The following is a 12,387-nucleotide window of genomic DNA, read 5'->3' as shown; positions in this document are numbered from 1 at the left end:
ATTTTTATTTTTATATCAATAGCGTCGAAAAATTGATAATTTTGAAATACAAAAATCATACATTTTTGTCACTTTTGCAATTATTTAAACATTGAAATTATCAAATAAATTAGAAATTATGGTAATTAGATGAGGCAATTTCAAATCTCATCTAACCAATACAACTTTATTTAGGAGTTTCAAAATGGCTGAAATTAACATCAATAATCTAGATATCGATATCATTCGTGCTTGGAAAGACGAAGAGTATCTCAATAGCCTGAGTGAAGAGCAGCGATCGCACTTACCTGAAAATCCAGCAGGAATAATTGAACTGTCTGATGATGATATGGGTTCTGTAGTAGGAGGAGGAGAAAGTATGTTCTGCTGTGGTGGTATAATCAGCGAAATTTTTACCAACCCTGTAGCCGAATAGGATAACACCAAAAACGATGGGTGGGTTTTTTGACTCACCCTTGTTCTTTGCTAATAGAACCTTGTTAACAGAAGACTAAGACTATGCATGAAGTATCTTTTCAAGAATCTGCCTGGTACAGAGCCATACCCTTAAGTGAACGCATTGCACTACTGAGAAACATACAGCAGGCGATACCGAATCTTGATATCAATACAGATTTTGCCCAGCGACTGATGCAGCGATGGAAATCACAATCCCCCTTTACAAATGATTCTTGTTTTGCCCAACGTCTGGTAACAGATGAAATTACTGAAGAGGAATTGTTTTACCTTCTGGGTGAGCCAATTGATGCTTTGAAAAATCGTTTTCCAGATGCCCCAAATTGGTTGATAGAGTTAGCTGAGGCATTTTCTAATCCTACTTGCTTGAATGCCAAAATAACTATTGAACCAGAAAAAACAAAAGATAAGGGAAAAGCAGAGTTTTTGTATGCCATTTCGCCGCTAATTATCCAAGGAATTGACCGCTTGCATCAAGGAATTCAGGAGATCATCCAGATACGATCTAATTTGCCTTTTGACCCCAGTACTGTCGAAGATTTGTTGTTTACCAATCTAAAAGGGCAATTGCTCTGGATGTTGAGTCGGACAATGATTTTAGAACTAAATGTGGCTCGCCTGCAAGGACTATTAAAAGGTGAAACACCAGAGGAGCGGTTTCAAAGCTTTTTACAACGCCTACAACAGCCTGAGGTGGTGATTCCCCTCTTGCAGGAGTATCCAGTTCTTGCCCGTCAACTTGTAATTAGCATTGAACGTTGGGTTAGTTTTAGTCTGCAATTTCTCCAACACCTCTGTAACGATTGGGATGCTATCTGCACTACTTTTAGTTCAAAAACAGAACCAGGCTTACTCGTGCAGATAGATGGCGGGAGAGGCGACACGCATCGTGGCGGACGTAGCGTACTAATTGCAAAATTTAGCTCTGGTTTCCAAATTGTTTATAAACCCAAACCTCTAGCTGTTGATGTCCATTTTCAGCAACTCCTAGAATGGCTAAATCAGCGTGGCAATCATCCATCATTCCGCACTCTAAAAATTATAAATCAAGGCACCTATGGGTGGGTTGAATTTTTTGCTGTTCAAACCTGTACTAACTCAGAAGAAATTCAGCGCTTTTATGAAAGGCAGGGTGCTTACTTGGCACTCTTGTATGCTCTTGAAGCAACCGACTTTCATAATGAGAACCTAATTGCTACTGGCGAGAATCCAATTTTAATTGACCTGGAATCTCTTTTCCATCCTCGTATTCAAAATCTTGACATTAAAAAATCTGATGAACTTGCTGTTAATACAATAAATTATTCTGTTTTGCGTGTTGGCTTACTGCCCCAACGCCTTTGGGTAAATGCTGAGTCTGAGGGGATTGAGCTTAGTGGCTTGGGGGGAAAAAAGGGGCAACTAACGCCTACTGCTATCCAGTATTCAGAAGCAAGTGGAACCGATCAAATGCGGATAGCTCGTAAGAGAAAGCCAATCCAGGGCAGCCACAATCAACCTACCTTGAATGAGTCCGAAGTTAATGTATTAGACTACACTGAAGCAATTGTTACTGGCTTCACTAGTATTTATCAGTTATTATTACGACATCGAAATGAGTTGTTGTCAGAAAACAGCCCTTTGGCTTGTTTTGCCTCTGATGAAGTGCGGTTTATCCTGCGACCAACTCAAACCTATGGTTTGTTGCTGCATGAGAGTTTTCACCCTGATTTGTTACGAAATGCTCTAGATCGGGATCGCTTTTTCGACCGACTTTGGAGAGGAATTGAGCAAAACCCCTATTTAGCAAAGGTGATTCCGGCTGAACGCAACGAACTTTGGGAAGGTGACATTCCCATGTTTTCCACTCGCCCTAATTCACGGGATATTTGGACGAGTTATGATGAGCGAATTCCTGAGTTTTTCCACGAATCAGGGATGACTCTAGTGAAAAATCGTCTCCAGGAACTCAGTGAAGCTGATTTAAGAGAGCAGCTATGGTTTATTCGTGCTTCTCTTACTACATTAGCTATGGTAGGAGAACAAGGAAAATGGCCCAGTTACCATCTGAGGGAACCGCAAAATAGTGCTAACCGAGAGCAACTGTTGGCAGCTGCACAGGCAGTTGGCGATCGCTTAGAGACCCTGGCATTGCGGGGTGAGCACGATGCCTCTTGGATTGGCTTGATGCTTTTAAATCAAAAGCACTGGACTCTAACTCCCTTGGGCATAGAACTCTATCATGGTCTACCAGGGGTTATTCTATTCCTTGCCTATCTTGGCACTGTTACCAACCAGAAACGTTACACTGAACTGGCAAGAGCAGCATTGATAACGTTGCAACGTCACATAGAAAATAACAAAGTATCCATCACATCAATCGGTGGTTTTGAAGGATGGGGAGGAGTAATTTATACTCTGACTCATCTAGGCGTGTTGTGGAACGATCCCGATATCTTGAATCAGGCTGAATTATTAGGAGAAACTCTCGCTAATTTGATTGAAAAAACCGAAAAATTAGATATTATTGGTGGTGCAGCTGGGTGTATTGCTAGTTTAATCAGCTTGTATCGTTGTCGCCCTTCTCAACCTATACTTACTGCTGCTATTGAGTGTGGTAACAAAATTGTTTCTCATGCTCAAAACATGGAGCAAGGTGGTAGTTGGCTGCAAAAAGATGTGGAAGAAAAACCGCTATCTGGATTTTCTCATGGTGCAGCTGGGATGTCGTGGGCATTACTAGAATTAGAATCTTTGACAGGTGATTTGCGCTTTCGCACAACGGCTTTATCTGCTATTGAGTACGAGCGTAGTCTTTTTTGCCCTGATGTGAAAAATTGGACTGACCTTCGCTATGTTTCTGGTTCATCTGCTCTGAGCTATGTTTCCAGTTTGCCGGATCTCAAGTATTTTCCTAATGCGATTTTGTCAGACAATAAAAATTACCAGCATATATGTATGATGGCTTGGTGTCATGGTGCCCCAGGCATTGGACTAGCTCGCCTACGTTGTCTTCAGCATTTAGATGATACCGCAATCAGGGCAGAAATTAAAACAGCTCTTCAAAGCACACTGGTTCACGGCTTTGGTCATAACCACTCTCTTTGTCACGGCGACTTGGGGAATTTGGAATTGCTCCTGCAAGCTAGCTTAACCCTTGATGAACCACAGTGGAAAACTCAAGTTGACCGCCTTGCTGCCATAATCCTCGAAAGCATTGATAAACATGGCTGGCTGTGCGGCGTTCCTTTGGGGGTTGAAACACCTGGGCTGATGACAGGTCTCGCAGGCATCGGTTATGGATTACTACGACTAGCAGAACCAGAGCGTGTTCCCTCACTGCTGGTGCTGGAGCCTCCAAAGCTTAATAAATAATAGCGCATACAACAATACGGTTCACTTAAACCTTTTTTTATGAATTTAGTATTTCTGTACTATATTTAGATGCGTTCGCCTTGGGCATTCATGATAATTTTTTTGACTTAGGTGGACATTCACTACTGGTGTTGACAGTAAATAATAAACTACGTGGGATTTTGCAGCGAGATATATCAGTAGTGACGATGTTTCAAAATCCAACGATTTACTCACTAGCACAATATTTAAGTCAAGAACAACAATTTTCTTTTAGAGGAAAACGCGATCGCGTCAATAAGCAAATTGAGGCTATCAACCGCCAAAAGCAGTTATTGAGCAAACAAAATAAAAAGAATTATGAATAACGTTACAAATGTTCATTTCTTAGAAGGTATTGCTGTTATTGGAATGGCTGGTCGTTTTCCTGGCGCAAACAAATAGTATTTCCAGCTTTTAGCATAGCTGATACTCAACTAACCAAGAAATTGGTTATCGCTACATCAATGCAATGTTGTGCCCCTATCAACGTGTTTGTAGCATAAATTTTGTCAAATGGTATAATCTATATAATAATGATTATCATTATTATATTTTTTTCAGTTTGTCAAGGTGCAAACCAAAACCGTCTTCAGAAAACATTGTTTTTTATAATGTTTTAATATTTTTCACTTGTTACAGATGCATAAAAATAAAATATTTCTTCATGGAACTACAGTAGATTGCAAGCGTCTCCTAGCCTGATATAAAGCCGTTTTACTTACCAATTCTGAGTTCTGAATTCTTAACCCAACTTCCCACAAAAAAATAAAAAGAATTATCATAGGCGGTATTGATTATCCATAAGGTGAGAAAAAAGGAATTTAGAGTATGGTGGCTGACATAAGCACAAATTCAGTTCCCGTTACAGTTCTTACAGGTTATTTGGGAGCAGGGAAAACGACTCTACTTAATCACATCCTCACCTACGAACACGGAAAAAAAGTTGCCGTGATTGTTAACGAATTTGGGGAAGTGGGCATTGATAATCAATTAGTTATTGATGCTGATGAAGAAATATTTGAAATGAATAACGGCTGCATCTGTTGTACAGTACGTGGCGATTTAATTCGCATCATTGGCAATTTAATGAAGCGGCGTGATAAATTTGACCATTTGGTAATTGAAACAACAGGACTAGCCGACCCTGCACCAGTTATTCAGACATTTTTTGTAGATGAAGATTTGCAAAATCAACTGTCTTTAGATGCAGTGGTAACAGTGGTAGATGCCAAGCACATTTGGCAGCACTGGGATGCAGACGAAGCCCAAGAACAAATTGCCTTTGCCGATGTAATTTTACTTAATAAAACAGATTTAGTAAAATCAGAACAATTGGACGAACTAGAAAAGCGAATTCGGTCAATGAATGCGATGGCAAAAATCTATCGTACCCGCAACTCTGAATTAGAAATGAATGCTTTATTAGGCGTGCAAGCATTTGATTTAGAACGAGCATTAGAAATAGATCCAAATTTCTTAGGCGAAGATGCCCACCAACATGATGAAAGCGTCTTTTCTGTAGCTTTAGTAGAAAAAGGTGCAGTGGATGGAGAAAAATTAAACGCTTGGCTTTCTGAGTTACTGCGTACCCAAGGGCCAGATATTTTTAGGATGAAAGGCATATTAAATATCGCTGGTGAAGAAAATAGATTTGTGTTCCAAGGAGTGCATATGATATTTGATGGCAGACCCGATCGCCCTTGGAAACCTAACGAAACTCCAAAAAACGAACTAGTATTCATCGGTCGCAACCTTGATGCAGAACAACTCAAGCAAGATTTTATTGCTTGTTTGGCATAAATAAAAAGTTATAAATTAGGAGTTAGGAGTTAGGAGTTAGGAGTTAGGAGTTGGGAGTTGGGAGTTAGGAGTTAAGAGTTAGGAGTTAGGAGTTAGGAGTTGAGAGTTGGGAGTTAGGAGTTAGGAGTTAGGAGTTAGGAGTTACGAGTTGGGAGTTAGGAATTCAAAACTTCTCACTTCTCACTTTTAACTTCTCACTCCTCACTCTTCATTCCTCACTTTTAACTTCTCACTCCTCACTCCTCACTCTTAACTCCTCACTCTTCACTCTTAACTTCTCACTCCTCACTCTTAACTCCTCACTCTTCACTCTTAACTTCTCACTCCCCGTCTTCAAAGATATGAATTCCACAATCAGCCAATCTCAACAATTTGAACAACATTATTCAGGCATACTTGCAGATTATGTAACTGCGATCGCTTGGTCACCCCAAGGTGAAATCCTAGCAGCAATTTCCGCAGCAGGGGAAGTAGTACTGTGGAATAATGGTCAACTAACAAGCTTGCAAACTGTTAATGGTAAATCTGTAGATTGCCTTGCCTTTTCCCCAGATGGTAAATTTTTAGCTGTTGGCGGCCAAGATGGACAAGTCAAAATTTGGCAAGACACTGAATTAATCGCCACATTGCAAAATGCCCCTGCATGGGTTGACAAACTAGCTTGGAATTACACCAGTAACCAACTAGCTTTTAGTTTGGGGCGTTATGTCCAAGTGTGGGACGCAGATACTCGTGAGATTGTTGTCACATTGAATTTCGATAACTCATCAGTCTTGGGTATCGATTGGCGCATTGACGGCCAGTACTTAGCCATTGCTGGTTACAAAGGAGTCAAGATTTGGCATAGTCAAAACTGGGATGACGAACCATACATTTTAGATATGCCTACCGTCAGTTTAGCTATGGCTTGGTCACCCGATGGTAAATTCCTCGCTTCTGGCAACATGGATCGTAGTGTCACCGTTTTGGAATGGAACAATCCCGATCCTTGGGTGATGCGGGGTTTCCCTGGTAAAATTCGCCAATTAGCATGGTCAGAAGCTACTACAAACCTGGGTGCGCCAATACTAGCTTCTTCTAGCGTTGAAGGTATTGTGGTGTGGGAAAAATTAGAAGATGATAGCTTAGGTTGGGAAGCACGAGTTTTAACTAATCATGTGGATGTGATTAACGCCATCGCCTTTGCACCCAAAAGCTTCCTTCTCGCTTCAGCTGGTGCTGATGGCTGGTTGTGTTTGTGGAACAAAGCCAATGAAGTATCCCAAATAATCACAGGTGTCTCTGGAGGTTTTTCTAGCTTAGCTTGGCATCCCCAAGGCAAATTACTAGCCGCAGGCGGCGAGAAAGGCGAATTAATTATTTGGTCAGAAACTTTGCAACATTAGGAAAATAGGGGGCAAGGCATAAGCAGAATCAATGGTAACTCAGTACTTCGTACTGACCGCAGAGTATTGAACACCGTCAATTTATTAGCTATGCTGTATGAACAAAGGTATACTTCTGTAAATTTATGAACATAGCCAAACTGATTTTACTTGCCTGTCCTGCTTTTCTGGCATCTGTGTTAATGCTAGCCAATCCGGCACAAGCATCTAGTCTGAAATCTGCATATACTACACCAGCGATCGCAGTAGTATCGACACAAGAAATTCCTAGTTTGGCAGCACCACAATTGATTCAAAAATCCCATCAGATTATCGATCGACTCGGTTGCAGTTGTGCTAACTGTGTTTCAACACAGTTTGAGTTAATACAGGGCAAACTGCCATTTGTTGATTTTTGATCGGGTTAGGATTCATCAAAATTAATAAGGGCAAAGGAATACTTTGCCCTTATTAATTCTGATAACTGAAAATTTAGTGTTGTGATTTTAGTTAAAATCATTGGACTTCTTGCAGAAGTCGGGAAAAGGATAAGGGGAAAGGGGGAAAGGTTTGGTATTTTCCCTTTCCCCTTTAATATGCACCCCTTTTCCCACAAGAAAGAGTGCTTTTTGCACTCTTGTGCAAGAGGTTTATTTAACCATATACACCACTTGTTAAACCAATTTTGGAATGCATACAACTTGAAAATAGTAAAGGGTAAAGCCCAAAAGCTTTACCCTGTTTACTTTATAGCGGAGAGACAGGGATTTGAACCCTGGAATACGTTTCCGCATTACAGCATTTCCAGTGCTGCGCCTTAAACCACTCGGCCATCTCTCCAGATGTCACGATTTACAATCTTACAATACAAATCCAAAAAGTGCAAAGATAAAAAAAGATTTTTTAGGTTAATCTCAAAGTTTAAGTCTCAAAAGCCAAATTCAGATGTCCCGTAAATATACAATTCGAGTTCGCGATCGCGCCACTGGCAAAATATACACCCTAGAAGTGCCAGAAGACCGTTACATTCTGCACACTGCGGAAAAACAAGGAGTAGAACTGCCTTTTTCTTGTCGTAATGGGGCTTGTACCACTTGTGCTGTGAGAGTGTTGTCAGGAGAAATTTACCAACCAGAGGCCATTGGGTTGTCGCCAGAGTTACGTCGGCAAGGTTATGCCCTGTTGTGTGTGAGTTACCCCCGTTCCGATTTGGAGGTGGAAACACAAGACGAAGATGAAGTTTATGAACTCCAGTTTGGACGCTATTTTGCTAGAGGTCGAGTTAAAGCTGGTTTCCCCTTAGATGAAGAATAGGATTTTATTCGCGCAGAGGCAACAGAAGACAAGTGTTTCTTGGAAACTGGATACGAAAAATAGCTATTTTGGCTTGTCTATTGCTTTTGCTGAGTTGCCAAGGTAAAAATCAACTGCCAAACAATCAAGCACAGGTAAAGGTAGCGCGGGTAGTTAGCGGGCAGAGTTTGGAAGTTTTGGGTATGGCCGAACAACCAAACTTGATTTCCCAAGTGCGATTAGTGGGAATTGATGCACCAGATTTGCGACAACGGCCTTGGGGCGAACAAGCAAAAGAACAGTTAGAAAATCTAATTGGTAGTGGAGAACAACTAGTAACGCTGGAATTTGATTTAGAAGCAAAAGACAAAATTGGGCGAACTTTAGCTTATGTATGGAAAAATAAGATTTTGTTGAATGAGGAATTAGTCAAACAAGGGAATGCATTGTTCATTGCGCGATCGCCCAATCACAAATATGACCAACGTTTAGAACGTGCCCAACAATGGGCTAGACTCATGGGGCAAGGAATTTGGAACCCAGAAAAACCTATGCGCCTGACTCCTGCTGAATTTCGCCGTCAATATCTCTAGGGAGTGGGGAGGTAGCAACGCCTTGGGAAAAGGGGAAAGGTTAAAGGGAAAAGGAGGGATCTTTCTTTTGCCCTTTACGCTTTGCCCTTTGCCCCTTGCCCAATGACTAATAACTAATGACTAATAACTAATAACTAATAACTAATGACTAATCTACAAATTTTTCTGGATGTTGCGACAGAAGCGGCGTTAGCTGGTGGTGGTATACTCCAAAGCTATTTGGGTAAGTTAGAAGATGCAATTATTGAAAAAGGACGCCCTGGTGATTTAGTCACTGCTGCTGATAAAGCGTCAGAAGAGGTGGTTTTAGAAATTTTGCGTCGCCATTTTCCGCAACATTCTATTCTCGCTGAAGAATCAGGAAAATTAGGCGATGGTGAAAGTGAATACCTCTGGGCAATAGATCCTTTAGATGGCACAACCAATTATGCCCATCAATACCCATTTTTTGCTGTTTCCATCGGGCTGTTAATTAATGGTGTTCCCCAAGTTGGTGTCATTTATGACCCTTTTCACAACGAACTATTTCGTGCTGCTGCTGGTTTGGGAGCAACACGCAACCGCCGCCCCATCACAGTTTCAGCAACCTCAGAACTGAATAAAAGCTTACTGGTAACTGGATTTGCCTACGATCGCCGTGAAACCTCTGATAATAATTATGCAGAATTCTGCCACTTCACCCATCTGACTCAAGGAGTGAGACGCAGCGGTTCTGCATCCCTGGATTTAGCCTATGTTGCCTGCGGGCGCGTTGATGGTTACTGGGAACGAGGACTTTCACCTTGGGATATTGTGGCTGGTATCATTTTGGTACAAGAAGCTGGCGGTAAAGTCACCGCCTACGATGGCACTACCTTAAAAATTGAGTCTGGTAGAATTCTCGCCACAAATAGTCATATTCATAACACCGTAAGCCGCGAACTTTTACAGGTTCCGCCTTTGTCAGCGTGGAAGTGAGGGGATGAGGGAGATGGGGAGACAGGGTGAGAAGGGGAAAAGGTTATGGTTCGGCAAGCTCACCAACCAGGTTAAAGGGAAAAGGAATCAATTTAATCTTTCCCCTTTACCCCTTACCCCTTTCCCTTTCCCCATGCCCTGTTTGCCCCATGCCCTGTTTGCCCAATAAAAATGACAATTTGCTACTGACGGATCGCTGATGGAGCGAAGTAAACTAGAAAAAATCTAATTGCTCCTTTGGTGCAAACTGCTATATGTCTTTCAAAATAGATCGTGGATTATTTAGATATGATTTCATAGATCATCACGCAGTATTGTGCGTTCCAGTTGATGCGGATGTTAAAGATATTCGCAAACGCTATTTGCAAATTGCTCGGCGTTTACACCCGGATAGTAGTATTACTGAAAGTGCTGAGCAAAAACAGCTAGGTAATGAATTGTTATCGAAGTTGGTTAACCCAGCTTACGAAAAACTTGCTAACGAACGCACGAGAACAGAATATATTTTGATTTTGTCGCAAATGGGCAAACGTTTGCTACAAGAATCTACTTCGGTGACTTTATATACAGAATTAGGTAGACAGTTGGCTAATGCTGGTAATATCGATCATTCCTATAAAAGTGCGATCGCTAAACTTGCCCCAACGCAATATGATTCTTTAGAGCAAGCACTCCAAGTCATTGCCCAAATTAGTGAGTTGAATTTAGTCTACTTAATGCGGAGTGCAGTTAAAACATCCCCAACACCAACCCTTCAACCGAAAGTCAACTCAGCTATACCGAAGCCAGATACAGCAAAGCAGCCATCACCAGCGCCACCACCAGCACCCACAAAAGAAGACTCGGTTGTAGAACAGTATGTTCGTCGCGCTCAATCTTTGATTGACAAAAACCAATTTGCCCAAGCCAAAGTAGAATTACAGGAAGCTTTAAAGCTAGAACCGAAAAATAGTCACTGCCATAGCTTGATGGGAATGGTGTATTTGAAGCAAAATCAGCTAAAAATGGCAAAAATACACTTCGACAATGCCCTGAAATTAGATCCCAATGACCAAATAGCGTTGCAATGGAAACCTAAAATAGATAAAGCTTTAGGACAACAACCTACCGATCGTAAGGTGACTTCATCTCCTAATAATGGAGATAAGCAACCAGATAAATCTGGTAATGGTGGTTTGTTCGGTGGTTTGTTTGGTGGGAAGAAAAAATAATGGTGTATCAACCAGCAGCGGGAGCCAGGGATTTATTACCCTTAGATGTGGCGAAAAAACGCTGGATTGAAGATAGATTACAACAAGTGTTTCATCGTTGGGGATATCACAGGATTATCACCTCCACTTTGGAACGGATGGATACCTTGATGGCGGGAGAAGCAATCCAACGCCAGATGGTGATTCAACTACAAAATAGCGAAGACGATGAATTAGGCTTGCGTCCAGAATTAACGGCCTCCATTGCTCGTACTGTTGTGACTCGCATGGCAGGTGTAACTTATCCCCAACGGCTGTACTACAATGCCAACGTATTTCGCCGCACTTGGGAAAGTAGACATAATCGCCAGCAAGAGTTTTATCAAGCTGGAGTCGAGTTATTAGGTGCTGGTGGATTGCTAGCAAATGCAGAAGTACTGCTATTAGTGGCAGATTGTCTAGCTGCATTGGGTTTGCGCCAATGGCATTTAATTTTAGGTGAAGCGGGAATTACGCGATCGCTGCTGAATGCTTTTGGTGCTAACTTACAAGATAAAGTCCGCACCGCCATCGCTCATCTCGATCGCATCACTATAGATACCTTACCTCTGAGTGACGAACTACGCGATCGCGCCCGAATCATGATGGATCTGCGCGGGCCAAGTGCTGAAGTATTGGAAAAAGTCAGTAGCTTACAGCTAGATGAACAACAGCAACAGGCAGTAAATAACCTCAAATCCTTAGTAGAATTACTGGAATCAGAGAAACAATTCTCCTTAATCCTTGACCTGAGCTTAATCCAGACCATAGACTACTACACTGGTATTGTCTTTCAAGTTGTGAATGATACTGAATCTCAAGCGAGAATTTTAGGACAAGGTGGTCGCTACGACCAACTTTTGGGTCTATATCATCCCCAAGGAGAAAACATTCCCGGAATTGGTTTTGTACTCAACATCGAAGATTTGTACCAAGTTTTATTATCTACTGGGCAATTACCGCAAACAACGCCAGCTAGCAACTGGCTAGTAGTGCCAGAGACACCGAGTGCTGACGCTCCTGCCTTTGCTTACGCTCAAAAACTGCGAGATTCCACTCACTTGGTGCGAGTAGAAATGGATTTGCTTAGAACAGATGCAGACACCATCCGCCAATATGCACGCGATCGCGGCATTGCCCAAATCGCCTGGATCAAAGCTGATGGCTCACCCAAAATAGAATCATTGCGTTAAGTGAATTGGGCATGGGGCAAAACCCTCCGGGTAGGGAAAAGGGTAAAGGTGAAGGGGAAAAGGCAGGGTTATATTCCCTTTGCCCCTTGCCCCTTACCCTTTATCCTTTGCCCATTCTCCCTTCCCC

11 protein-coding genes and 1 tRNA gene are annotated in these 12,387 nt (G+C 41.9%); 11 read left to right on the top strand and 1 reads right to left on the bottom strand.

Translation table 11 applies throughout. The features are described from left to right. Nucleotides 1-184 precede the first annotated feature (184 nt). The 6 genes from GNE10_RS23390 to GNE10_RS23365 all read left to right on the top strand — a co-directional run bounded on the left by GNE10_RS23390 (nucleotide 185) and on the right by GNE10_RS23365 (nucleotide 7,414). A complete protein-coding gene (locus tag GNE10_RS23390) occupies nucleotides 185-415 on the top strand; it encodes a mersacidin/lichenicidin family type 2 lantibiotic (RefSeq protein WP_185567211.1) in 231 nt (76 codons plus the stop codon). Between the two features lie 83 nt (nucleotides 416-498). Beyond that, nucleotides 499-3,810, top strand: a complete 3,312-nt coding sequence (locus GNE10_RS23385) for a type 2 lanthipeptide synthetase LanM family protein (RefSeq protein WP_185567210.1) — start codon at nucleotides 499-501, stop codon at nucleotides 3,808-3,810. Between the two features lie 50 nt (nucleotides 3,811-3,860). After that, nucleotides 3,861-4,157: a phosphopantetheine-binding protein gene (locus GNE10_RS23380; protein ID WP_099070033.1), complete on the top strand. Its 297-nt coding sequence runs from the start codon at nucleotides 3,861-3,863 to the stop codon at nucleotides 4,155-4,157. 502 nt (nucleotides 4,158-4,659) lie between these two features. Beyond that, on the top strand, nucleotides 4,660-5,631 hold the full coding sequence (locus tag GNE10_RS23375; protein WP_185567209.1) for a GTP-binding protein: 972 nt from the start codon (nucleotides 4,660-4,662) through the stop codon (nucleotides 5,629-5,631). 341 nt (nucleotides 5,632-5,972) lie between these two features. Continuing rightward, complete coding sequence (locus GNE10_RS23370; protein ID WP_185567208.1) at nucleotides 5,973-7,016, top strand: WD40 repeat domain-containing protein; 1,044 nt, start codon at nucleotides 5,973-5,975, stop codon at nucleotides 7,014-7,016. 125 nt (nucleotides 7,017-7,141) lie between these two features. Next, on the top strand, nucleotides 7,142-7,414 hold the full coding sequence (locus GNE10_RS23365) for a hypothetical protein (RefSeq protein WP_099070030.1): 273 nt from the start codon (nucleotides 7,142-7,144) through the stop codon (nucleotides 7,412-7,414). A 334-nt stretch (nucleotides 7,415-7,748) separates the two neighbouring features. Here GNE10_RS23365 and GNE10_RS23360 read toward each other — a convergent pair. Next, a tRNA-Ser gene (locus tag GNE10_RS23360) sits at nucleotides 7,749-7,835 on the bottom strand. 105 nt (nucleotides 7,836-7,940) lie between these two features. Between GNE10_RS23360 and GNE10_RS23355 the strand changes: the two genes are divergently transcribed. The 5 genes from GNE10_RS23355 to GNE10_RS23335 all read left to right on the top strand — a co-directional run bounded on the left by GNE10_RS23355 (nucleotide 7,941) and on the right by GNE10_RS23335 (nucleotide 12,260). Then, nucleotides 7,941-8,309, top strand: a complete 369-nt coding sequence (locus GNE10_RS23355) for a 2Fe-2S iron-sulfur cluster-binding protein (RefSeq protein ID WP_099070029.1) — start codon at nucleotides 7,941-7,943, stop codon at nucleotides 8,307-8,309. Nucleotides 8,310-8,341: 32 nt separating this feature from the next. Then, a complete protein-coding gene (locus tag GNE10_RS23350; RefSeq protein WP_311774842.1) occupies nucleotides 8,342-8,881 on the top strand; it encodes a thermonuclease family protein in 540 nt (179 codons plus the stop codon). 144 nt (nucleotides 8,882-9,025) lie between these two features. Further along, nucleotides 9,026-9,838 carry an inositol monophosphatase family protein gene (locus GNE10_RS23345; protein WP_185567207.1) on the top strand — a complete coding sequence of 271 codons (813 nt, stop codon included), beginning with the start codon at nucleotides 9,026-9,028 and terminating at the stop codon, nucleotides 9,836-9,838. Nucleotides 9,839-10,092: 254 nt separating this feature from the next. Further along, entirely contained in the window at nucleotides 10,093-11,049 is a 957-nt protein-coding gene (locus GNE10_RS23340) for a J domain-containing protein (protein ID WP_185567206.1), read from the top strand. Beyond that, the gene (locus tag GNE10_RS23335; RefSeq protein WP_099070025.1) at nucleotides 11,049-12,260 is read left to right on the top strand and encodes an ATP phosphoribosyltransferase regulatory subunit; all 1,212 of its coding nucleotides are present in this window, start codon (nucleotides 11,049-11,051) and stop codon (nucleotides 12,258-12,260) included. Before GNE10_RS23340 ends, GNE10_RS23335 begins: the two co-directional genes overlap by 1 nt. The last annotated feature ends 127 nt before the right edge of the window (nucleotides 12,261-12,387 follow it).

Source organism: Nostoc sp. 2RC (genome assembly GCF_014222165.1).
Taxonomy (GTDB): Bacteria; Cyanobacteriota; Cyanobacteriia; order Cyanobacteriales; family Nostocaceae; genus Nostoc; species Nostoc linckia.
The sequence above is the reverse complement of the archived record's forward strand: the minus strand, read 5'-3'. Positions and strand labels throughout refer to the sequence as shown.

What these genes read in the sequence shown, in the direction of transcription:
- GNE10_RS23390 (WP_185567211.1), top strand. Translation starts at nt 185, where the DNA reads ATGGCTGAAATTAACATCAATAATCTAGATATCGATATCATTCGTGCT.
- GNE10_RS23385 (WP_185567210.1), top strand. Translation starts at nt 499, where the DNA reads ATGCATGAAGTATCTTTTCAAGAATCTGCCTGGTACAGAGCCATACCC.
- GNE10_RS23375 (WP_185567209.1), top strand. Translation starts at nt 4,660, where the DNA reads ATGGTGGCTGACATAAGCACAAATTCAGTTCCCGTTACAGTTCTTACA.
- GNE10_RS23370 (WP_185567208.1), top strand. Translation starts at nt 5,973, where the DNA reads ATGAATTCCACAATCAGCCAATCTCAACAATTTGAACAACATTATTCA.
- GNE10_RS23365 (WP_099070030.1), top strand. Translation starts at nt 7,142, where the DNA reads ATGAACATAGCCAAACTGATTTTACTTGCCTGTCCTGCTTTTCTGGCA.
- GNE10_RS23355 (WP_099070029.1), top strand. Translation starts at nt 7,941, where the DNA reads ATGTCCCGTAAATATACAATTCGAGTTCGCGATCGCGCCACTGGCAAA.
- GNE10_RS23345 (WP_185567207.1), top strand. Translation starts at nt 9,026, where the DNA reads ATGACTAATCTACAAATTTTTCTGGATGTTGCGACAGAAGCGGCGTTA.
- GNE10_RS23340 (WP_185567206.1), top strand. Translation starts at nt 10,093, where the DNA reads ATGTCTTTCAAAATAGATCGTGGATTATTTAGATATGATTTCATAGAT.
- GNE10_RS23335 (WP_099070025.1), top strand. Translation starts at nt 11,049, where the DNA reads ATGGTGTATCAACCAGCAGCGGGAGCCAGGGATTTATTACCCTTAGAT.